At 45.3% G+C, this 21866-nt stretch carries 21 protein-coding genes and 1 pseudogene; 8 read left to right on the top strand and 14 right to left on the bottom strand.

The features are described 5' to 3' along the window. Window positions 1–109: 109 nt before the first annotated feature. The 7 genes from L5M11_RS17120 to L5M11_RS17090 form a co-directional block, all read right to left on the bottom strand. Window positions 110–964 (bottom strand): universal stress protein, encoded by an 855-nt coding sequence (locus L5M11_RS17120; protein WP_263192821.1) that lies wholly within the window; start codon window positions 962–964, stop codon window positions 110–112. Between the two features lie 32 nt (window positions 965–996). After that, a complete protein-coding gene (locus L5M11_RS17115) occupies window positions 997–2487 on the bottom strand; it encodes a SulP family inorganic anion transporter (protein ID WP_263192820.1) in 1491 nt (496 codons plus the stop codon). 456 nt (window positions 2488–2943) lie between these two features. Continuing rightward, window positions 2944–4194: an organoarsenical effux MFS transporter ArsJ gene (gene arsJ, locus L5M11_RS17110; protein ID WP_263192825.1), complete on the bottom strand. Its 1251-nt coding sequence runs from the start codon at window positions 4192–4194 to the stop codon at window positions 2944–2946. Window positions 4195–4205: 11 nt separating this feature from the next. Further along, window positions 4206–5216: an ArsJ-associated glyceraldehyde-3-phosphate dehydrogenase gene (locus L5M11_RS17105; RefSeq protein WP_263147600.1), complete on the bottom strand. Its 1011-nt coding sequence runs from the start codon at window positions 5214–5216 to the stop codon at window positions 4206–4208. A gap of 64 nt (window positions 5217–5280) precedes the next feature. Next, window positions 5281–5394: a thioredoxin family protein gene (locus L5M11_RS17100; RefSeq protein ID WP_173248055.1), complete on the bottom strand. Its 114-nt coding sequence runs from the start codon at window positions 5392–5394 to the stop codon at window positions 5281–5283. A gap of 11 nt (window positions 5395–5405) precedes the next feature. Then, entirely contained in the window at window positions 5406–6404 is a 999-nt protein-coding gene (locus L5M11_RS17095) for a permease (protein WP_263192817.1), read from the bottom strand. 90 nt (window positions 6405–6494) lie between these two features. Beyond that, window positions 6495–6842 carry a metalloregulator ArsR/SmtB family transcription factor gene (locus L5M11_RS17090; protein WP_263147605.1) on the bottom strand — a complete coding sequence of 116 codons (348 nt, stop codon included), beginning with the start codon at window positions 6840–6842 and terminating at the stop codon, window positions 6495–6497. A gap of 357 nt (window positions 6843–7199) precedes the next feature. On the opposite strand from L5M11_RS17090, the gene L5M11_RS17085 reads away from it, so the two are divergent. From L5M11_RS17085 to L5M11_RS17070, 4 genes and pseudogenes are all read left to right on the top strand, one after another. After that, the gene (locus tag L5M11_RS17085; RefSeq protein WP_263147607.1) at window positions 7200–8483 is read left to right on the top strand and encodes an arsenic transporter; all 1284 of its coding nucleotides are present in this window, start codon (window positions 7200–7202) and stop codon (window positions 8481–8483) included. Window positions 8484–8570: 87 nt separating this feature from the next. Then, complete coding sequence (arsC, locus tag L5M11_RS17080; RefSeq protein ID WP_198573266.1) at window positions 8571–9005, top strand: glutaredoxin-dependent arsenate reductase; 435 nt, start codon at window positions 8571–8573, stop codon at window positions 9003–9005. Beyond that, window positions 9002–9724 carry an arsenical resistance protein ArsH gene (gene arsH / locus L5M11_RS17075; protein ID WP_311981122.1) on the top strand — a complete coding sequence of 241 codons (723 nt, stop codon included), beginning with the start codon at window positions 9002–9004 and terminating at the stop codon, window positions 9722–9724. Before arsC ends, arsH begins: the two co-directional genes overlap by 4 nt. A gap of 33 nt (window positions 9725–9757) precedes the next feature. Continuing rightward, window positions 9758–9946: pseudogene (locus L5M11_RS17070) on the top strand (hypothetical protein); the annotation flags it as partial. A 127-nt stretch (window positions 9947–10073) separates the two neighbouring features. Here the strand turns inward: L5M11_RS17070 and L5M11_RS17065 are convergent. The 6 genes from L5M11_RS17065 to L5M11_RS17040 all read right to left on the bottom strand — a co-directional run bounded on the left by L5M11_RS17065 (window position 10074) and on the right by L5M11_RS17040 (window position 15132). Beyond that, on the bottom strand, window positions 10074–10679 hold the full coding sequence (locus L5M11_RS17065; protein ID WP_263147609.1) for a hypothetical protein: 606 nt from the start codon (window positions 10677–10679) through the stop codon (window positions 10074–10076). Between the two features lie 96 nt (window positions 10680–10775). Next, complete coding sequence (locus L5M11_RS17060) at window positions 10776–11813, bottom strand: acyltransferase family protein (protein ID WP_263147612.1); 1038 nt, start codon at window positions 11811–11813, stop codon at window positions 10776–10778. Window positions 11814–11815: 2 nt separating this feature from the next. Beyond that, window positions 11816–13213: a hypothetical protein gene (locus tag L5M11_RS17055; RefSeq protein WP_263147615.1), complete on the bottom strand. Its 1398-nt coding sequence runs from the start codon at window positions 13211–13213 to the stop codon at window positions 11816–11818. Between the two features lie 193 nt (window positions 13214–13406). Then, window positions 13407–13757, bottom strand: a complete 351-nt coding sequence (locus tag L5M11_RS17050) for a YkvA family protein (protein WP_263168460.1) — start codon at window positions 13755–13757, stop codon at window positions 13407–13409. Between the two features lie 49 nt (window positions 13758–13806). Further along, window positions 13807–14565 (bottom strand): helix-turn-helix transcriptional regulator, encoded by a 759-nt coding sequence (locus L5M11_RS17045; protein ID WP_113941435.1) that lies wholly within the window; start codon window positions 14563–14565, stop codon window positions 13807–13809. Between the two features lie 24 nt (window positions 14566–14589). After that, a complete protein-coding gene (locus L5M11_RS17040; protein ID WP_113941436.1) occupies window positions 14590–15132 on the bottom strand; it encodes a YbhB/YbcL family Raf kinase inhibitor-like protein in 543 nt (180 codons plus the stop codon). A gap of 470 nt (window positions 15133–15602) precedes the next feature. Here L5M11_RS17040 and speFL point away from each other — a divergent pair, with 470 nt between their 5' ends. The 4 genes from speFL to L5M11_RS17025 all read left to right on the top strand — a co-directional run bounded on the left by speFL (window position 15603) and on the right by L5M11_RS17025 (window position 20900). Continuing rightward, window positions 15603–15719 carry a leader peptide SpeFL gene (speFL, locus tag L5M11_RS24015; protein ID WP_100199882.1) on the top strand — a complete coding sequence of 39 codons (117 nt, stop codon included), beginning with the start codon at window positions 15603–15605 and terminating at the stop codon, window positions 15717–15719. A 333-nt stretch (window positions 15720–16052) separates the two neighbouring features. Next, window positions 16053–18215, top strand: a complete 2163-nt coding sequence (gene speF / locus L5M11_RS17035) for an ornithine decarboxylase SpeF (RefSeq protein ID WP_105250508.1) — start codon at window positions 16053–16055, stop codon at window positions 18213–18215. A gap of 86 nt (window positions 18216–18301) precedes the next feature. Beyond that, window positions 18302–19621, top strand: a complete 1320-nt coding sequence (potE, locus tag L5M11_RS17030; protein WP_105250509.1) for a putrescine-ornithine antiporter — start codon at window positions 18302–18304, stop codon at window positions 19619–19621. A gap of 124 nt (window positions 19622–19745) precedes the next feature. Then, window positions 19746–20900 (top strand): porin, encoded by a 1155-nt coding sequence (locus L5M11_RS17025; RefSeq protein ID WP_263147622.1) that lies wholly within the window; start codon window positions 19746–19748, stop codon window positions 20898–20900. Between the two features lie 374 nt (window positions 20901–21274). Here L5M11_RS17025 and L5M11_RS17020 read toward each other — a convergent pair whose 3' ends face one another. Beyond that, window positions 21275–21835 carry a gluconokinase gene (locus tag L5M11_RS17020; RefSeq protein WP_173496141.1) on the bottom strand — a complete coding sequence of 187 codons (561 nt, stop codon included), beginning with the start codon at window positions 21833–21835 and terminating at the stop codon, window positions 21275–21277. Between the last annotated feature and the right edge of the window lie 31 nt (window positions 21836–21866).

The raw sequence follows: 21866 nt of genomic DNA, 5'->3' as shown, positions 1-21866 counted from the left end.
AATGCTCGCCGTTTTTTCTTAAATGATTACCTCAAGCTTCTGACTCAGATGTTCTAACTAAAACCAAGTCATTAGAATTGAGCAAAATAAGTTGAAATGCATATTTAACTTAGCGAAGTAATAACAAGGGGATATGGCTTTTACTGATCATCCTTGTGGTGTTACTACCCACAAAAAACTCCCGAATACGCGAATGACCATAGGCGCCCATAACCATAAGATCGATTTGATGCTCAAGTTGATAGATCTCAAGGGCCGTTTGCACTTCTCCCTGACAAACGGCGGTAACCACATTGAAATCCGCCGCAATCAGAGATTCAGCCACCAACGCCAGTTCAGCAGTCGCCAGCGATTGATCATCAGACACCATCACTAAATGACATTCGAGCCCTTTAAGTAGCGGACTGCTTACGACTCGATCGAGGGCTTTTCTTGCGGTCACACTGCCATCATAGGCGATCATAAATCGCTTCGGTGCAGTAAACTCGTCCATCACCACTAAAATAGGCTGCTTAAGCGTGCGAATGACATTTTCTAAATGGCTGCCAATGGCCTGCGCTTGGTCTTGATGCTGCTCCCCTTGACGGCCCATCACCACCAGTCTGGCCTGGGATTCTTGCTCTAACAGGGTTTCGACTAAATCGCCATGACGCTGCAAGGTTACAACCACGACTGCGGGTTGTGCCTCCACGATGCGCGTTTGCGCATCTTGCAACATATACTTACCCTGCTCGAGTGCCAGCTTGCCTCGGCGCGCTTCGAGCTCAACCATTTCATTGAGCAAGTGCTCCCGTGTACCTAGGCCAATATTTCCTGACAGATTTGACTCTATCGGATAGGCTGACTTATCCAATACATGCAATAGAATTACTGAGGCATCCAGTTGCTGAGCGGCCCAGCAACTAGCATCACATACGGCGAGTGTCACTTTTGAACCGTCGATACAAGCAATCACATTTGTCATCGTTATTTTCCTTTTACTGTGTTGCTAAGGGCTTAGTGACCAGACATCATGTTTTCAACGTCTTCAGGCTTATCGTGCACCCCAAATTTATCGACTATGGTTGCACTGGCTTGGTTAAGGCCAATCAACTCCACTTCAGTTCCCTCGCGACGGAATTTAATCACTACCTTGTCTAGGGCCGATACCGCGGTAATATCCCAAAAATGCGCTTGAGATAAGTCGATAGTCACCTTATCAACCACTTCCCTAAAATCAAATGAATTACTGAACTTATCTGCCGAGGCAAAAAAGACTTGCCCAATAACTTGATAATGGCGACCTGCGTCGGCAGCAGCCGTTACACTCTTAACCACCATAAAACGGCCCACTTTATTAGCAAAGAACAGAGACGCGAGTAATACCCCCACAAATACTCCCATAGCTAAGTTATGGGTAGCGACCACCACAGCAACGGTCGCCACCATCACAAGATTGGTTGATATTGGATGATGCTTAAGATTACGAATTGAATCCCAAGAGAAAGTACCGATAGACACCATGATCATCACGGCAACCAGTGCCGCCATAGGGATGAGCTTTAACCATTCGCCGAGGAATACAATCAATATGAGTAGAAATACCCCCGCTGAAAAGGTCGATAACCGTCCGCGACCACCCGATTTAACGTTGATGATCGACTGACCAATCATAGCGCAACCAGCCATACCGCCCATTAAACCCGCGCCGATATTGGCAATACCTTGGCCCTTACACTCGCGATTCTTATCGCTTTGGGTATCGGTTAAGTCATCGACTATGGTGGCGGTCATCATAGATTCTAGCAAACCCACCACGGCAAGGCCGGCCGAGTATGGGAAGATGATCATCAGAGTTTCAAAGGTCAATGGCACTTCAGGCCAGAGGAAAATAGGTAAAGTATCAGGCAGTTGTCCCATGTCGCCGACAGTACGAATATCTAACCCCATATAAACCGCAAAAAGCGTTAATCCGACAATACACACGAGAGGCGAAGGTACGGATTTACCAATCACAGGGATGAGTGGGAATAGGTAAATGATACCGAGGCCAGCTACCGTCATCGCATATACGTGCCAAGTCACATTGGTCAGTTCGGGCAACTGGGCCATAAAGATCAGAATCGCCAGTGCATTCACAAAGCCCGTCACCACAGAGCGGGAGACGAAACGCATCAAGCTTCCTAGCTTTAAGTAACCCGCGGCAATTTGCAGCACACCAGTTAATAGGGTCGCCGCGAGTAAATACTCGAGGCCGTGTTCTTTCACTAAGGTCACCATCAACAACGCCATAGCACCCGTTGCGGCAGAGATCATACCAGGACGGCCACCTGTAAACGCGATGACCACTGCGATACAGAATGAAGCATACAGGCCGACTTTAGGATCGACGCCTGCAATAATAGAAAAGGCAATCGCCTCAGGGACTAACGCCAGTGCAACCACAATACCGGCTAACAGATCTCCGCGTATGTTGGAGAACCACTCTTTTTTCATGGTTTGTATCATGTCACTCACTCTGATTGAAATTTAATCATATCTTCCAATAGCTAATATCAACACTTGACTCAAATGTCAGCGCATAGCCAATAAGGTACTTATGCGTCAAGGTGACGAAATGCAATTGGGATTATGGGGTACAGCAAAACAACTACCGAGTCGGTAGCGACTAAGGACGGATCTTAACGATCCAAGAAGGAAGGATTAAACTAATGCGGCTTAATGCTCATCACCGAAAAATAACCTCACTTATATGAGCCAACTCAAATTTGACTACATTAAAAATAGTTGTGCTATTGGGAATAGCGACATAATGACGTGTATAAAACAGGCCGGAGTATAGAGAGTTGTTTGCTCAAAATCAAAAAACTTCAGTTAACATCAGAGTGATTAAAATACCCACCATACTTTGGTGGACATTGAATAAAAACAACCGCAACAACTCAGGGATAGCTTAGGTAAGTATTAAGCACCATCTGATATCGCTTTATGCCGAGGCAGTTTGATTGAGATAAGCGCCGCTAACGCAATAGATGCCGCCGATATCCACAGACAAGCCGCCATGCCATACACTTGATACACCCAGCCAGACAACACAGTCCCGATCAAGCGTCCCATAGCATTCGCCATGTAGTAAAAACCCACATCTAACGATACGCCATCTTCATCCGCATAACTGACGATAAGATAACTGTGTAATGAAGAGTTGATCGCGAATAAGGCGCCAAACAGCATCAATCCCCAAATCAGTATATTCGCGGCATGGAAGTCATAACTTATCGCCAGCGCAATGCATGCCGGTACTATGCTCAATATCGCCGCCCAACCTAAGGCGCTACGTCCATCGGGAACCTTGTTTTTGCCCGCCGACTTTGTCCCCGTCAAGCGAGGTGCGAAGCCTTGCACTATGCCATAGCCTATCACCCAGAGTGCGAGAAAACCGCCGACATACCAATGATCCCAACCAAAGGCTGAGGCCAAATAAACGGGTAAAGCCACCACAAACCACACATCCCGCGCACCAAACAAAAACATGCGTGCGGCAGAAAGCGTGTTTACCGCCGGACTCTTAGAGAAAATTTCCGTGAACTTAGGTTTGTTTTTGGCTTTACCTAAATCGCGCTGCAAACTTAACAGACTAAAAATCCACACCAGCAATAGGCCAATCGCCATGCCTAACACGGCCTGCTGGAATCCAAACAGGGTCAGTAAGGCGCCGCCCAAGAAGAACCCCGCGCCCTTTAGCGCATTTTTGGATCCAGTGAGCATGGCAACCCACTTATACAGCTCACTCTGAGCATCACTAGGCACCAACAACTTGATACTGCTCTTAGCACTCATCTTATTGAGATCTTTAGCGATACCCGACAAGGCCTGCGCCGACATCACCCAAGCAACCGTCAGCATACCGCTAGGCACAAGCAGCATGCTAAGGGCAACAATCTGCATAAATAGGCCCACATTCATGGTCTTATTTAAGCCTAAACGCGCCCCGAGCCAGCCGCCGACTAAGTTCGTTACCACCCCAAAGATTTCATAGAAGAGGAATAGCATGGCAATTTGCAGCGGGCTATAACCTAAGCCATGAAAATGGAGCACCACTAACATACGTAATGCGCCATCGGTAAGCGTGAATGCCCAATAGTTGCCTGTGACCACCAAATACTGGCGGATCTCGGGTGATATGTTAGACAAGAACCCTGTCAGCTTACCCATACCCATAAAGCTTATGCCTTATCCATCAGACCGACCATGCGGGCCAGTTCGACGGTGCGATTGGCATAGCCCCACTCGTTGTCATACCAAGCGTAGAGTTTGACCTGAGTGCCATTGATAATCATGGTCGATAGCGCATCGATAATGCTCGAACGCGGATCGGTTTTATAATCGACCGAGACTAATGGACGTTCCTCATAACCTAAAATGCCTTTTAGCGGTCCGTCTGCCGCTTCTTTTAACAGGCGATTGACCTCAGCTTCGGTCGTTTTGCGACTCACCTCGAACACGCAATCGGTTAATGAGGCATTCGCAAGCGGCACCCGCACGGCATGGCCGTTGAGCTTACCTTTGAGTTCAGGGAAAATATGGGTAATGGCTGTCGCCGAGCCCGTCGTTGTGGGGATTAAGCTTAAACCACAGGCCCGCGCACGGCGGAGATCTTTATGCGGTGCATCTAAAATAGTTTGAGTGTTGGTAATATCGTGAATAGTCGTCATGGAACCATGCACTATGCCGAGGTTTTCGTGGATCACTTTAACGATTGGCGCCAAACAGTTAGTAGTACAGGAGGCCGCAGTCACAATCGGATGAATAGCTTTGTCATAGAGTTGATGATTCACTCCCATGACAACGTTTAACACGCCCTCTTCTTTAACTGGCGCAGTGACCACAACGCGTTTAACGCCTTGATCTAAATAAGCTTGCAGCACTGCTTTGGTTTTCATTTTACCCGAGGCTTCAATCACCACATCGCAGGCGGACCAATCGGTTTCCCCGATGGTTTTATTGCGAGTACAGCGAATACGCTTGCCATCGATAATGATGTCATCAGCATCGGCATTGGCTTCGTACTGCCAGCGACCATGCACAGAATCGAATGTCAGCAAATGGGCTAAGGTCGCCGCATCCCCTGCGGGATCATTAATCTGCACAAACTCAACCTCATCCCAGCTCCAAGCGGCGCGCAGTGCTAAACGTCCCATACGGCCAAAGCCATTTATCCCGATTTTGATTGTCATACCTGCATCCTTCACACTCAGTTTTATATTAGGTGTTTTATATTATTTGTTTAAGATTAAAGCGTTATCTGTTCGATATGGCCGCGTTGATGCCCTTCTCGTTGGCAATGGCGGTAATAATCTCAGCGGTTTTAGTGCATTTAGCGCATCCACTACCTAATACTTTGATGTTTAACATTTTTATAATTCTCACAGAATGGGACCTATAGCGTTAAAGATCCAACCGATTAAGGTGAATGAAATCAATAAAATAGAAAAAACGATGGCCAGCAAACGCCATTGCATCACCTGCTTGAGCAAAATGAACTCGGGAAAACTGGCGGCAACCGTAGACATACAAAATGCCAATGTCGTCCCTACGGGCAAGCCATTAGTGATAAGGCTCTCCATGATAGGGATAACCCCTGTGGCATTGGAATACAGAGGAATACCAATCAATACCGCCACAGGAACCGACCACCATTGACCATCGCCTAAGTGGGCTTCGATCCAACCGTCAGGCACAAATCCATGGAGTGCGGCGCCAAGCCCAACCCCAATAATGACCCATTTCCACACTCGGCCAAAAATCTCTAGGGTCTCGCCTTTCGCAAATTCATGTCGCTCGGTTAACGTCATGGATATTGATGTCATACCCTCGTTATTATCGTGACTTGCTTGCGCCTTACCTTGTTCGAGTGCTTTGGCGGCAAAGGACTGCAGCCAACGCTCAGCGCGAATCGTGTCCAAAAATGCCCCCGCCAACATACCCACTGACATGCCGACTAGCACGTATATCACCGTGAACTGCCAGCCCAGCAGACTCACAAGCAACAGAACGGCGACTTCATTAATTAACGGCGAAGTGATCAGAAATGCCATAGTGATCCCAACGGGGATCCCCGCGGAAGTGAAACCTAAAAAAACAGGAATGCTCGAACATGAGCAGAATGGGGTAACAGCGCCAAAACCCGATCCCATAAAGTAACCGACAAAACGATTTTTACCCGCCAAGTAATCCCGAACACGCTCAACATTGAGCGAAGCCCGCATCAAAGCGATGCCATAAATCATCAGCAACAGGAGCGCAAAAATCTTAGTGGTATCTTCAATAAAAAAATGGATGGCGTCGGCGAGCTTAGTATTGGGCTCTAAACCCATCAAATCAAAAGTTAACCAGCCCGCTAAATCTGAAAATATTTGCAGCATTGTTACGCCACCTTAATATTAAGCAAAACTTTAGACACGTAAACATATGAAAAAACGTATATTTGAGGTTAAATTTTTGCTGCTAGTCTTCTAGCAGCAAGCTTTAGCACGGTCAGGACGCCCGCCCATCTTGCACAAATTACGCATATTTTCTTCAAGGAATACAGTGTTTTGGTTGGTAACTTCACTCAGCACTAACTGACTCCATTTGGGTAAGTCATTATTGATACGATAGAAAATCCATTGCCCCTGACGGCGATCAACTAATAAACCGCATTTACGTAATTGGGCCAAATGTCGCGAAATCTTAGGCTGGGTCTCTTGCAATGCCTCGGTCAATTCACAGACACAGAGCTCCCCCTCTTGCTGTATCAACATCATGCAACGCAAGCGGGTTTCATCGGCTAAACATTTAAAAAACTGGGTTGGATTAATCATTGATGCCCTTAGACTGAACTAGTACAAACATTTTGATCCTTTTGTTAACTTTCCTAAAGGCTCATTCAAACAGCAAGCTGTGAGCGGTAAGGAACAACACTCGTTTTTCATGGCTATGGATCTTTTGGAAAGACCTTGTACAATATATACGAATTTTCATATATGTAAATATCCGTATATAAGATCACCTTAAGTTTTACGCATTAGTCAAAATGGTGTTTGAGTATAGTGTTCAACACTAAGATATATAAGAAAATTCACATGTAAAAAATCATTCAAACCCACCGACAATATCGTTAGGTGAGGGCATTATTTTATGGTTACGGGTAGACAATCTCTACTCTTTGAGGAGCTTGTATGTGGTTAGCAGGGGCAATTTTTGTTCTCACCATAGTGTTAGTAATTTGGCAACCTAAGGGGTTAGGCATAGGTTGGAGTGCTACCTTGGGCGCCGTATTGGCCCTACTACTGGGTGTGGTGCACTTAGGGGATATTCCTGTGGTATGGAATATTGTCTGGAATGCGACCGCCACCTTTATTGCCGTGATCATCATCAGTTTATTATTGGATGAGTCGGGATTTTTCGAATGGGCCGCGCTGCATGTGGCCCGTTGGGGCAAAGGTCGTGGGCGTTTACTCTTTACTTACATAGTGTTACTCGGCGCGACTGTTGCCGCCTTATTCGCCAATGATGGCGCGGCGCTGATCCTCACCCCCATAGTGATTGCTATGTTACTGGCTCTTGGCTTTAGCGCCGGAGCGACCTTAGCCTTTGTGATGGCGGCGGGTTTTATTGCCGATACCGCGAGTTTGCCGTTAATTGTCTCTAACTTAGTGAATATCGTTTCCGCGGACTTCTTCAACATAGGCTTTAACGAATATGCCGCTGTGATGGTGCCTGTCGATATTGCCGCTATTATCGCCACCTTAGTCATGCTGCATCTGTTTTTCCGCAAAGATATTCCCACGACCTACGACTTGCAAAAACTGCGCGAGCCTAAGGCCGCCATTCGCGACCCTCAAACCTTTAAAACCGGTTGGGGCGTATTAGTCTTACTCTTGGTGGGCTTTTTTGGCTTAGAACCCCTCGGTGTGCCCGTGAGTTTAGTCGCTGCCGTGGGTGCCCTGATCCTGTTTATTGTCGCGAAAAAAGGCCATGCCATAGATACCACTAAGGTACTGCGCGGCGCGCCATGGCAGATAGTGATCTTTTCACTCGGCATGTATTTGGTTGTTTATGGTCTTCGCAACGCAGGCTTAACCGATTACCTATCAAGCGTATTAAATAGTTTGGCTGAACAAGGGCTTTGGGCTGCCACTATGGGCACAGGCTTCTTGGTCGCCTTTTTATCGTCCATCATGAACAACATGCCAACGGTGTTAATTGGCGCCCTGTCGATAGACGGTAGCAATGCAACTGGCGTGATTAAAGAGGCCATGATTTACGCTAACGTGATTGGTAGCGATTTAGGTCCTAAAATCACCCCCATCGGCAGTTTAGCAACCCTGCTATGGCTGCATGTACTGGCGCAGAAAAATATTAATATTACCTGGGGTTATTATTTCCGCGTCGGCATTGTGATGACGCTACCGGTGCTATTTGTCACCCTAGCGGCACTGACGCTGCGCCTCTCCTTCTAATCTTCGTCCATGGGCACTAGAGCATCTGTTTAGTGCCTATGGATAAATTTATAAGCGATTATTTATCAGAGACATGTTATGACTAATATGATTGATGACAGCATTAAGATTTACCACAATCCAGCCTGTGGCACATCGCGCAACACTTTAGCATTGATCCGTAATAGTGGAGTCGAACCCCAAATCATCCACTACTTAGAAACGCCGCCCTCCCGCGATGAATTACTTAAGTTAATTAATGAGATGAAAATCTCTGTGCGTTCATTGTTACGCAACAATGTTGAACCATTTGAACGACTAGGACTTTCTGAAGACACATTTACTGATGAAGAACTGGTTAACTTTATGCTGACTTATCCCATTTTAATTAACCGTCCTATCGTCGTTACGCCGCGAGGCACAAAACTCTGTCGCCCGTCTGAGACAGTGCTTGATATTTTGACCAAAGCACAACAAGGCCCTTTCACCAAAGAAGATGGCGAAATCATCATTAATGAACAGGGACAAAGAGTTCGCACATGAAACCACTAAACCACGATATGCCAGCACTCAAACAAGAATTAATGGTTAATAACATGGATATGGACTGTTTTAATCTAACTCCTCTAACCCATCCGCCTAGAATACTGATGCTTTATGGCTCAGTACGAGAACGCTCCTATAGCCGACTGACGACGGAAGAAGCCGCTCGACTATTAACACACATGGGCGCAGAGGTGCGTATTTTTAACCCTTCTGGACTTCCACTTCCTGATGATGCGCCTGACAGTCATCCCAAAGTCATGGAACTAAGAGAAATGGTACGTTGGTGCGAAGGTATGGTGTGGTGTTCACCAGAACGCCACGGTGCGATGACCAGTATTATGAAAGCCCAAATCGATTGGATCCCTTTGGCTGAAGGTGCTGTCCGGCCTTCACAAGGTAAGACATTAGCAATAATGCAGGTGAGTGGTGGTTCACAGTCCTTCAACACACTAAACCAAATGCGTATATTGGGACGATGGATGCGCATGTTCACCATACCCAACCAGTCTTCAATCGCAAAAGCTTGGTTAGAGTTTGACGAGGCAGGCCGAATGAAACCTTCGCCTTACTACGATCGCGTAGTTGATGTTATGGAGGAATTGATGAAATTCACTTTACTCCTGAGGGGCAATGTTGATTTCCTCACGAACCGATATAGCGAACGCAAAGAAAGCGCTTCAGAGCTATCAACCCGAGTAAATCAAAAAGAAATATAGATTAAACACTAAAAGTATTCACCCACCTTCTGGATTGATGAAGACGCCATGTACAGGATAAAGTATCTGCGAGGTGGTACGCTGAGGATGCGAAATGATAACGCTCAGGTGGGAGAGACTTACACCATGATAAAGGCTCTGAACAAGCTTATAGTGCTATTTATGCCTGAAACCCAGCATATCGTCCAATATTTAAACAGCCATAAAAGTTCTGCTCACTGAATCTGCTTAGGAAACAATGAGTTGACTGAGTTTAATGCAAGGCTGAGCCCGTGTAGTGTCGTTATCCACATAAACGGGCAACATAAGCAGGTGATGAACACAATTTTGAGCTAGCTTGATAACAACACTAGTCGTGTCCCCAAGGTTTGGGCGGTAATGCTACTGGCTGGGTAAGATCAAAATCGACTTTGAAATCGCGGTTTTCGCGCGTGAGTTGATAACTAAACGTTGTTGGCGTAATTTCCATGTGCCACACATTGGTAATCGACTGAGTGAGTCCATTCTTGACGAAGTTATCGATAGATTCCCTATCAATGGGAAATGACTGTTTCTGTACTGTCCCATCATTCATAGTGTCGCCGCCATACATGGTCACAGCATCTTCACTTCCATCCTGATGGCGATGGTCGTGCTTCAACTTAAGCCCTTGCTGGGTTTTAGTCAGCACCCAAGTACGCGAGTGGTTATCACCCACATGGAACGGGATCTTGAGCTCAGTGTCGCTACATTCACGCATGTGCATAATTAACGACTTGCCGCTAAAGGCCGAATCAGCCGTGTCACCCGATACCACTTTTCCCGCAAAGGCTTGGCCACAATGGGCCGCAATTTGTGCGAAAAAAGTATTCTGCGTCTTGGTGGATAGCGACTCAACTTGAGCGGCGATGGATGGCAAAGCGATAAAAGACAAACTGATAAGCCCAAGGCTCGGTAGGGTAATGTTGGGATTCATTATGTTCTCCACTTTTTTAGATGGAAAACACCCTAACACTAGGAAATAAATTCAAACTGAATTTCACCTAGTGTTAGTGATGATAAACCAAAGTGATTACCAGCCGATATAAGTACGCGAACGATTACCCAGACGCTTTTTGATAAAGCGAGCCGTCATAATACTGCCTACCATCATGAAAATGAAAATCCCAGCGGAAAAGAGCACGCTAGTCACAGCAGAACCTGGTGGGAAGCGGAAACGCATTACGGTTGCAGCCGTGTTAAATAGCATATCGAAGAGTGGATGAATAAAGAAAATGGCAAAACTCATCTCAGCGACTTCGACTAACCAAGGCAAACGACTTCGTCCCGACAACCATTCACAGAAATTCAGTACTAATACACATAAACAAAGTTTCTGAATAAACTGCCAATCGATACCGTTGTACTCAAATGGTGCCTTATGATAGTTACCAATATGCTGCACTATGTAAGTTTGTTCGACTAAGCTCACCACTAAAAAAATCATCGCTAGTGCTGTGAAAATAGAGCCAAAGCGCGTCACAATATGTTCATCTTGCGAATATAAAATACCAATTAAGTAGAAAGGTACAAAATACACGACTGAGTGAATGAAATTGACGTTACCTATAGGTCTATGCAATAGGATTGCTACCACACAACTCAGTACAAATAGCGTCCAACGCATCTGCTGTGAGCAACGGATAAACCACAAAAATATCGGCGAAAATAAAAACACCGCCATGATGAATGGAATATACCAATGCGGATACAGGATATAACCGTTACGTATTGTGTAAAAAATACTCAGCAAGAGTTTATCGAGCGACTGGTGCTCCATAAAAATCCAGCGTAAACACAAACAGAACAAACCGATCAGAGAGACGACTAAAAAAGGATAAAGTACGTTCTGTACTTTGTTCTTCATGAACTTGCTGTAGTCGAAATCCTTATAAAAAATACGATGGAAAAAGTATCCCGAGATAAACACGAACAAGGCCGTGCCACCGCGTAATAGGTTTTCCAATAACAGCGGGAAACCTTCTCCAGAGTTGTAAATACTGTGGCCAAGCACGATAAAGATAATCGCAATGCCACGCATGTAGGTAAATTCGAGCTGATTTTTTCTCATTATTAATTCATCGCACAGTAGAGGGTTCTTCCATCAACAACACTCGCAGAAACCCTAATAGTTCCATGGACTTCCGCTTCGTTGAATACCAGATACTGACCCTCACGCTGAAAGGGGAATGCTAAAGGTAACAGAGTTGCCGCCTCAATGCCCTCACAAAAATTTTGTACTGGAACATCGAGTAATGGACTGCCACTCACTGACAAGTTACTAAATTGCGCGCTCATCCCTAAATAAGCTTGAGTCATTTCCTCTTGATAGGGCACCACATAAAAGCCAGAACGTACGTCACCCACATCAATAAAACTGCTACTATCGCTCACGCTCGGCATAACCAATAACGGCACTTTTGGATCCTGCACATTCAACAACAACTGAGACAGTTTTGCTTGAGTGGCAGGGTAATACGCTAGCATCTCCTGCAGCTGTTTCTTTTGTTTAGTGTCTTTCTTGTCTAGCGGGGATACTGGCTTTACGCGGTTCAGTAGTAAATCCACAGGCAACATACCCGACATGACCGACTCTTTCCACACATAAGGGTCTTGAGTGCTATCCAACAATATGCCCGCCAGAGCGCCAATATTTGCCGCCTCAGCCGTCCAACCAACCCACATCTTCTGCTGTTGATAATAGTCATACACATATTTTGTCAGTATTTGCTGATAACCAAGTAAAGTTTGATTTTGACTCAATACACGCGCACCAGCGGCCAATTCCACGTACTTAGCGCTGCCTTCAACAAGATCATTGATGTAACCGACTCGATCTTCATTCGGCGCAATTTGGCGCCATTGCTGCAACCAATAGGCTGCATAGCTAAGATGTAATGACTGTTGCTCGGGTTGTGCCAGCGCCGCCATTAAGGCATCAAATAACTGTAAACGATAATAGCGAGCATCGAAGTTGAGCGGAAAGACCTCGCCCTCATAACGCTTACCGTCTTCCAATACTCGCCATTCGGATTGGGCATAAAAATGGAAGGCTTCATGCAAGCCATTGCTCGCCCAGATTAAAAAAGCTAAATCCGTTGGCTTAGTGTCGCGAGTAAATTGGATGTTCGGCACTTCGAGCTGGATCAATACACCTGGCTGGCCATTATATTGCGGAAAGCCGAAACTCACCGATAGACCAGAGTGCAGATTGACCGACTCTAACACACTGTTATCTTGGATTATTTCGCCACCAGGCTGTCGAAGCCAGACATTACCACCATAACTAAAGAGGTGTACTTTATCTTCAAGGCGAAAACCAGGCCACAAAGCTTCGCTCTGGCGACTATTCTGTGCCATAAAATCGAGGTAAAGACGGGCGAGTTGTTCCGGAGAGACCTCATCGGCAAACGCGGGGGTAGCGGCAGAGACACCTAAAAGCCATAGGATCACTACCATAATATTTTTCATTTATCTGCCTAAACAAACACAAGGGGTTTACAAAACAGCGCTAGCATATAGCGCAATCAAGCAATAGTGAAACATTTGCAAAAAAATATTTTTACCCCAGAAAATCTCAGTCAAAACCAAATCAACGACTCCTAATGAAATCATATTTTTAGCACAATTTTGCATCACTTAGGCGATTGCGCTCGCAATAGGTTTAAGTCTTAGGTTCGCTCGGCTTATCTCCAAACCACAGTGTGAGTTTATCCGCTGCAAGGGATTTCACTTCATCATCGATATATAAGGTCACCATAGTCAGGGCCGCGGCAAGGGCACCTAAATCATCGGTAAAGCCAACTAAAGGAGTCAGATCGGGAATCGCATCTAAAGGCAAAACAAAATATGCTAACGCGCCGTAGATGACTGACTTAGCCCACTTAGGCGTATTGGGTTGTTGCGCTGCATAATAAAGCCATAGTGCCCGCTCGATGACCTCTCTACCTGCTTGACGGCTAAAGAGTTTGATCTTGTTCCAAAATCCGCTGTCAGTAAATTGCTCATCCGCCATCATATTTCTCCAATACCCTAAAGTTGTTTGGGTATACACCCATGCCACTTCACAGTGTACGACGATAAGCCGCAGGGGTCAGGCCAAATTGCTGCTTAAAACGTAAGGAAAACTTTTCCGCAGATTGATAACCACAGGCCAAAGCCACTTGCAATACTGGCTCGCTCGAATTCTGCAACATGGCTAAACCATGACAAAGCCGCACTTCTACCAGTAACTGCCTAAAACTAGTGTCTTCTAAGGCCAATTTACGCCTAAGGCTTGCCGTGCTCATGTGTAACTTGTCGGCAATATCCTCCTGCTGCCATGACGCCGAAGGACTCACACTCATCAAGGCCAAGGCCGCTTGAGTCACGCTGCGTTGGGTGTGTCCATACAACCAGTTCACACTGCGTTTATCTGGCAAACTTAACAGTAATGCAGCCAAATAATGCAGTTGAACAGGATCGGCCAGAGACAAGGTCAAACTCTGTAATAGCGCATTCCAAGCTAAGTCCACAGCGCGTGATATATTTTGGACTGGCATAGGGTCACGCCAATCGGTAGCACTTGATAAAATGCCTTGGGGTAAATCGTGGGGGAGTAATAACTGCACCGCCCGATAACGCCCAAGAAAAGGTCGATTAACAAAGCTAATATGCGAACCAGCAGGAATTAACAGTAACTGCCCTTGGCCTACTAAAACAGATTCATCTTGCCAGAGCAGAGACTTTTCACCATAGATAACCCGAATAATCGACGGCTGATGTACAGGGACTTGAGATAAAGATTGTGCCTGCTTCGAATCATATTCAAACATACGGATCATGACACCAGCCTAATTATCAATGGATTATCGATTATATACCGCAGTCAACTTGGCGCTGCCGAGCGCTTGTGCCCTGAGCATAAAGCCCAATAAGGCAGGGCTAGCATCCTTTGGCAATTCTAAAGCACTGGGTAATGCCCACACAGTAAATTCATACCTGTGAACGCCATGACCTTGGGGCGGGCATGCGCCACCAAAATTTGTAGTGCCAAAATCGTTCTTCAAGGCAATAGCACCTTTGGGCAGTGCATCAACATGCGAGCCCGCACCTTGTGCGAGCGAAGTTTGCGCTAAGGGTAAGTTATATACGGCCCAGTGCCACCAACCGCTGCCCGTTGGTGCATCAGGATCATAAGCTGTCACTGCAAATGCTTTAGTTCCTGTGGGCACGTCAGTCCAAGTCAGTTGCGGCGAAATATTTTCCCCTTGGCAACCAAAGCCATTAAACACTAATTGCGATGTCAGTTTATTGCCCTCGCTCATATCTTTGCTCGTTAATGTCATAGCACTTGCCTGTCCAACGAATAACCCAAGCACTAAACTCGCCCCTAACCACCCTTTATTCATGTCTATCTCCTATTCATGTTCGACCTGACTCACTTTACGTCAATCAAAAAAATAACATCTGCCCTAAAACGACAACTTTCTGCCCCAAATGCTCAAATGTGAGAAAAAAGTTATCACTTTTGCATTTTTCAAGCAGGAAGATGATTTTGTAACGAAAATATCTGCATAACAATGCAAATATGGAATGCGGTATAAATCAGAATGATGATTACAGCAGCCTTTAAATTAAGATTAGATATTTGAAATAAGATATTTTATGCAAATAATATTATTTAAATAATGCTGACAATATTTACTTTCATAATTTAGATAAAGATACTTAAGCATGATTGACTCCATTTAATATTGATAATTTAAGTTAAATTGACGTGCTAATTATTTAAAAATAAGACATAGGTCATGATTTTATTTATAACTCGCATATAAACTTCATTACGTAATAAAAACCTAACCATTTTCTCTAAGTCATAATGGAGTCGTATATGAAGAGGAAATCTAAAATTATGGCGCATATCAGGCGCACACGGCATATCATGATGCCTAGTCAACGTGACTATTTCGATCACTCCTTTATCTTCCTCCGCTAACCTTAGCGTAGGTAGTAGGCCAATTAACAGGTCTAAAGTGCTATTGCCCTAATAGGTGCAAATACTTATCATACTGTTTTTATTTGGTTTATTATCTAACACCTTAATCAAAGCATTCTTTTATCAGTGCAGTTTTACTGCGGCTAAGCTATTCATACGCTCAATAAATATATTTCTACTTATATTTCTACTTATATTTATTTCGTAACTTTGGCATAACCACATTTAATCTGCGCACGGAATAGCTATATCTAATTTTCATACCATTAATGTTTTTAATTAGGTATAGGCACACTTGTATCTATTTTTTATAAAGTAAAAGGGAAATTAACTATGAAATCATTAAAAGTAGCCGCTAGCTTATCTGTTAGATCTTGTTTCGATATCGACAGAGAAGTTGTCAATGTATTAACCACAGATTTTTGCGATGTGGGCGCGGCTGTCGTCTCTGTTGATGATGTTAGAAATGGTATTGTTGAAAAGATCAAAAACACAGGATTGAAACTGCCCATTTTCGTTTCAGTTTGCTGTGAAGAAACCTTCCCTGATGATGTTTGCTCATCGATTACAGGGGTATTTGAACTCTGCGGTGATAACACTGACTTCTACGGAAAACAGGTTGAGACTGCAATAAGTAAATATGAACAAGCGCTATTGCCACCTTTCTTCGGTACGTTAAAAAAATACGTCGAAATGGGTAACTCTACCTTTGCCTGTCCTGGTCACCAAGGCGGACAATTCTTCCGTAAACACCCTGTGGGCCGCCAATTCTTCGACTTTTTTGGCGAAACAATTTTCCGCGCGGATATGTGTAATGCCGACGTGAAACTGGGTGATTTACTGATCCATGAAGGCGCTCCACTGGAAGCACAGAAATACGCTGCCAAAGTTTTTAATGCCGATAAAACCTATTTCGTACTTAACGGCACTTCGTCATCAAATAAAGTCGCGACTAATGCGCTGTTAGCGAAAGGCGACCTCGTGTTATTCGACCGCAATAACCACAAATCAAACCACCATGGCGCATTAATTCAAGCAGGTGCTACACCTGTTTATTTAGAAACGGCACGTAATCCCTTCGGATTTATTGGTGGCATTGATGCCCACTGTTTCCAAGAGTCCTATTTAAGAGAGCAAATTCGTGAAGTCGCGCCAGAAAGAGCCGATGAAAAACGCCCATTCCGCTTGGCGATAATCCAACTCGGCACCTATGACGGCACTATCTACAATGCTCGCCAAGTGATTGATAAAATTGGTCATCTTTGTGACTACGTCTTATTCGACTCGGCTTGGGTGGGTTATGAACAGTTCATCCCTATGATGAATGACTGCTCACCACTCTTGCTCGAACTAACTGCTGAAGATCCAGGCATTATCGTGACTCAGTCGGTGCATAAACAGCAGGCCGGTTTCTCACAAACCTCGCAAATCCATAAAAAAGATAAACATATCAAAGGCCAAGATAGATATTGCAACCATAAACGCTTCAATAACGCCTTTATGATGCATGCCTCTACCAGTCCCTTCTATCCTTTATTTGCGGCGCTAGATGTAAACGCGAAAATGCATGAAGGCGCAAGCGGTCGTTATCTGTGGCGCGAAGCGGTAAAAGCGGGTATCGAAGCACGTAAGCTATTGCTCAAAAAGTGTAAATATATCAAACCATTCGTGCCAACAATGATCGACGGCCGCCTATGGCAAGACTATGAAACCGAACAAATGGCCGATGACTTACGCTTCTTCGAATTCGAACCTGGTCAGAAATGGCACTCCTTCGAAGGTTATGAAAAAGGCCAATACTTTGTTGACCCTTGTAAGTTCTTATTAACAACACCGGGCATAGATGCTGAAACTGGTAAATATACCGAATTTGGTATTCCAGCGACTATTCTGGCTAACTTCTTACGGGAAAATAATATTATTCCAGAGAAGTGCGACTTGAATTCGATTTTATTCCTGATGACACCTGCGGAAGATATGGCCAAGATGCAACATCTGGTATCACAAATATCTCGTTTCGAGAAATTAGTCGATGAAGATGCGCCATTATCTGAAGTATTACCTAACGTTTATAACGCCAATAAAGCCCGTTATAAAGACTATTCTATCCGTCAACTCTGCCAAGAAATGCACAATCTTTATGTCAGCCATGACGTAAAACAACTGCAGAAAGAAATGTTCCGTAAAGCACATTTCCCTACAAAAGTGATGGACCCGCAGGAAGCAAACCTAGAGTTTATTCGTGGCAAAGTGGAATTAGTCCCACTCTCGCAAATTGAAGGTCGTATCGCTGCCGAAGGCGCGCTCCCTTACCCACCAGGCGTGTTATGTATGGTGCCAGGTGAAATATGGGGCGGTTCTGTTCAGCGTTATTTCCTTGCCCTTGAAGAAGGCATCAACCTATTACCTGGATTCTCACCAGAACTGCAAGGTGTTTATCTCGAAAATACCGCAGACGGCAAAATTCAAGCAATGGGCTATGTACTAAATAAATAATGAAGACTGACTGCAGAGTTTATTAACCCCACTCTGCAGTCAAATTCATGCCTCCTATAATAAGTCACCTAAATTAGGTTATTAGTATGAGTAAATCAGAAAATAAAATTGGCGTCGTCCAATTAACTATTATCACCATAGTCAACATGATGGGTTCGGGCATTATTATGCTGCCAACCCAATTAGCTCAAGTCGGTACTATCTCCATTTTATCTTGGTTAGTAACAGCAGCAGGGTCAACGGCCCTCGCCTTCGCCTTTGCTAAGTGCGGTATGTTCAGTAAAAAATCCGGTGGTATGGGCGGTTATGCCGAGTATGCCTTCGGCCGTTCAGGCAACTTTATGGCCAACTACACCTATGCCGTCTCGCTGTTAATCGCCAACGTCGCGATTGCCATCTCTGCCGTGGGTTACGCTGCCGTGTTGCTGGAAGTTAACTTAAGCCCGATGGCAATTTGTCTTGCGACCATTGGCGTACTTTGGTTGGCAACCATTGCTAACTTCGGTGGTGCCCGCATCACGGGTCGCGTCAGTAGCGTGACTGTGTGGGGGATTATTCTGCCTGTGATTGGCGTATCTTTAATTGGTTGGTTCTGGTTTGACATCGACCTCTATAAAGGCGCATGGAACCCGCATGATATGCCATTCTTCAAAGCGTTAGGCGGTTCTATCGCTATGACTTTGTGGGCGTTCCTCGGTTTAGAATCGGCCTGTGCAAACTCAGAAGCCGTCGATAACCCAGAAAAAAACGTACCTATCGCCGTGATGGGCGGTACCTTAGGTGCTGCAGTGATTTATATTGTCTCCACTAACGTCATTGCTGGTATTGTGCCAAATGCCGAGCTTGCCATGTCAAATGCGCCATTCGGCTTAGCCTTCGCACAAATGTTTAATCCAGTAGTTGGTAAAATCGTGATGGCCTGCGCCATTATCTCCTGTACTGGATCACTCTTAGGTTGGCAGTTCACTATTGCCCAAGTGTTTAAAGCCTCTGCCGATGAAGGATTTTTTCCGAAAATTTTCTCTAAAGTCAGCAAAGCCGATGCGCCAATTTGGGGCATGACTATTATCGTCTCGATCCAAACAGCATTATCGCTGATGACCATTAGCCCATCACTGAGCAAACAGTTCGAAGCACTCGTTAACCTCGCCGTCGTCACCAACATTGTGCCTTATATCTTATCTATGGCCGCGCTTGGCATAATGCAAAGACAGCAAAAAGTGCCTATCAATAAAGCCCGCGTTGCCAACGTGATCGCCGTAATCGGTGCGTTATATAGCTTCTATGCTCTGTACAGCTCAGGCGAAACCGCAGTGATGCTTGGCGCCATAGCCACCTTCTTCGGTTGGACTATTTTCGGCGTGATCTCAAACCAAGCGCCTGTTGCCGACACACGTCCAGCCTAAATACGGCTAACGCATGATCGGAAACAATTAATACCAACATCCACATCAAGACTAACGATAACTCAGGGATCATAGGCCAAGCCTATGATCCCCTGGAGAATACTTGCTCATTATCGGGGGATTTATGAATAAGACTTGTCTCGCTTTAGTGTTACCTATGCTATTAACGGCCACCAGCAGTCAGGCGGTTGAACTCTATAAAGATCAAAAAAACACCTTAGATTTAACCGGTTGGTTAGGGTTTGCAGCATTAAATGACAGCCACGATACTTCAGTTATCGACGACTCGTCACGCCTAAGATTCAGCTTCGAACGCAGCGAGAAAAATGGTTGGACCGCTTTTGCTACCACAGAATGGGGGATCAACATGGTCTCCAGCGACGATGGGCTAGTGATGCAAGGGGGCAAACTCGCCGCCGAAAAAACCGATGATTTTCTCTATAACCGCTTAGGTTATGTTGGCATGTCCCATGATACATGGGGCAACCTGAGTTTCGGTAAACAATGGGGCGCCTACTACGATGTCGCAGGCACTACAGATTTACCGAACGTATTTGCAGGTTACAGCGTTGGCGCTTACACCTTCGGTGATGGCAGCCTCACAGGTACAGGCCGTGCCGATTCCGCCTTCATTTACCGTAATAATTTAGGCCCAGTACAAATCGCCCTGCAATATGCCGCCAAAACCAATGGTGATGTCAGCCTAAAAAACGATGACGGTAGCGAGATGACCAACTCAGAACTGAGTTTTGACAGCAGCTACGGCGCCAGTATCACTTATGCGGTAACCGATAAATTTAAGCTACTCGCAGGTTTTAACCGCGGCGATTTTGAAGGCCACTTAGGCAATACCCAAGTCGATGAAACCAATGAAATTGTCGGCATTGGTGCCATGTATGGTGACTACTATCACTATGCCGAAGGACGTGAGGCCAACGGTCTCTATGTGGGCTTTAACGCTCACAAAAGTAAAAATAATGAACTGGTCAACGGCGATCTCTACGACGCCACAGGTGCCGAGTTGATGACGGCCTATCAATTCGACAACGGTTTTGTGCCCATGGTTGTACTCAGTTATTTAGATTTAGACACAGATGCAGCTACGCCTATTCAAGGTCAATGGACTCGCCAATTTGCCATGCTGGGGCTGCATTATCGCTACAGTAACGACACTGTGATGTTTGCCGAGATGAAGCTAGATTTCAGTGATATGGATGATCCTGCACTCGAAGCACAGGAAGACAACAGCTTCGCAGTGGGGATCAACTACTTTTTTTAGGACTAAAGGAGATGTTAGCTAAGGTTTCTAAAGCGCTCATTCTACTTTTGCATTGCTTAGTCGCATGAAGCAGGACGATTTTGAGTAACAGTCTTCAGTGACCGTTCTAATCATATGTTGAGTTAAATCATGTTTAGCAGGATAGGCAGCTCGCGTCATCGCTCATATGCGTGAGCTTATTTGAGACTGAGGTGCGGCGCACGTTCCGTCTACAAACGCTCGCCGTAACACTCATTGGATGGTACCGCAGGCTTACCATTATCTCTACGCCACTCCAAGTTAGTTTCTGGAGTGGCTTTTTTTCTAAAAAATTGAGCGGTTTAAGCCGATGTGCATTACGACTTTACGCTTGACTTCAATGGCCAACGTTGACCTTACCCTTCGCCATTTATCGCATTAATACAGCGTTGTACGACTTCTTCGAAAGTGCCGTCTATGCTCACTTGGATAACGTCAGCTTCATCATTCGCGGGCATTTCCAGCGTGTCGAACTGACTCTTGAGTAGCTCAATCGGCATGAAGTGGGCTGTTCTGGCAAACATGCGTGTTTTGACTAATTCAAAATCTCCGTATAGATGAATGAACACCAGCTTGCTATTGTTCTGACGGATTAAGTCACGATACTGGCGACGCAGTGCAGAGCAGACAATAACCCCCTCTTCACCCTTTTGCTCAATGCTATACACAGCATCGTTGATGCGCTCAAGCCAAGGAGCACGATCGCTATCGTTGAGCGGTGAGCCAGATTTCATCTTGATAATATTGGCTCTAGGATGCAGATCATCACCATCAATAAATTTCGTCTCTAACGCCTTTGCGACCGCGGCACCAATCGAAGATTTGCCACAACTAGAGACGCCCATGAACACATAGCTATTGCCTTTTTTTCTCTCAGTCACTTTGTTAACCTCATGCCAATTCTCGAATTTAGTCACTTCCCACTCTACCATATTACGGGTAACATGT

It is taken from the genome of Shewanella sp. SM87 (assembly GCF_025653705.1).
Lineage (GTDB): Bacteria > Pseudomonadota > Gammaproteobacteria > Enterobacterales > Shewanellaceae > Shewanella > Shewanella oncorhynchi.
This window is presented reverse-complemented; position numbering and strand designations above follow the sequence as displayed.

Excerpts from the sequence above, each read along its gene's own strand:
- L5M11_RS17120 (WP_263192821.1), bottom strand. The coding sequence starts at position 964 with ATGACAAATGTGATTGCTTGTATCGACGGTTCAAAAGTGACACTCGCC.
- L5M11_RS17115 (WP_263192820.1), bottom strand. The coding sequence starts at position 2,487 with ATGATACAAACCATGAAAAAAGAGTGGTTCTCCAACATACGCGGAGAT.
- arsJ (WP_263192825.1), bottom strand. The coding sequence starts at position 4,194 with ATGGGTAAGCTGACAGGGTTCTTGTCTAACATATCACCCGAGATCCGC.
- L5M11_RS17105 (WP_263147600.1), bottom strand. The coding sequence starts at position 5,216 with ATGACAATCAAAATCGGGATAAATGGCTTTGGCCGTATGGGACGTTTA.
- L5M11_RS17100 (WP_173248055.1), bottom strand. The coding sequence starts at position 5,394 with ATGTTAAACATCAAAGTATTAGGTAGTGGATGCGCTAAATGCACTAAA.
- L5M11_RS17095 (WP_263192817.1), bottom strand. The coding sequence starts at position 6,404 with ATGCTGCAAATATTTTCAGATTTAGCGGGCTGGTTAACTTTTGATTTG.
- L5M11_RS17090 (WP_263147605.1), bottom strand. The coding sequence starts at position 6,842 with ATGATTAATCCAACCCAGTTTTTTAAATGTTTAGCCGATGAAACCCGC.
- L5M11_RS17085 (WP_263147607.1), top strand. The coding sequence starts at position 7,200 with ATGTGGTTAGCAGGGGCAATTTTTGTTCTCACCATAGTGTTAGTAATT.
- arsC (WP_198573266.1), top strand. The coding sequence starts at position 8,571 with ATGATTGATGACAGCATTAAGATTTACCACAATCCAGCCTGTGGCACA.
- arsH (WP_311981122.1), top strand. The coding sequence starts at position 9,002 with ATGAAACCACTAAACCACGATATGCCAGCACTCAAACAAGAATTAATG.
- L5M11_RS17065 (WP_263147609.1), bottom strand. The coding sequence starts at position 10,679 with ATGAATCCCAACATTACCCTACCGAGCCTTGGGCTTATCAGTTTGTCT.
- L5M11_RS17060 (WP_263147612.1), bottom strand. The coding sequence starts at position 11,813 with ATGAGAAAAAATCAGCTCGAATTTACCTACATGCGTGGCATTGCGATT.
- L5M11_RS17055 (WP_263147615.1), bottom strand. The coding sequence starts at position 13,213 with ATGAAAAATATTATGGTAGTGATCCTATGGCTTTTAGGTGTCTCTGCC.
- L5M11_RS17050 (WP_263168460.1), bottom strand. The coding sequence starts at position 13,757 with ATGGCGGATGAGCAATTTACTGACAGCGGATTTTGGAACAAGATCAAA.
- L5M11_RS17045 (WP_113941435.1), bottom strand. The coding sequence starts at position 14,565 with ATGATCCGTATGTTTGAATATGATTCGAAGCAGGCACAATCTTTATCT.
- L5M11_RS17040 (WP_113941436.1), bottom strand. The coding sequence starts at position 15,132 with ATGAATAAAGGGTGGTTAGGGGCGAGTTTAGTGCTTGGGTTATTCGTT.
- speFL (WP_100199882.1), top strand. The coding sequence starts at position 15,603 with ATGGAGTCGTATATGAAGAGGAAATCTAAAATTATGGCGCATATCAGG.
- speF (WP_105250508.1), top strand. The coding sequence starts at position 16,053 with ATGAAATCATTAAAAGTAGCCGCTAGCTTATCTGTTAGATCTTGTTTC.
- potE (WP_105250509.1), top strand. The coding sequence starts at position 18,302 with ATGAGTAAATCAGAAAATAAAATTGGCGTCGTCCAATTAACTATTATC.
- L5M11_RS17025 (WP_263147622.1), top strand. The coding sequence starts at position 19,746 with ATGAATAAGACTTGTCTCGCTTTAGTGTTACCTATGCTATTAACGGCC.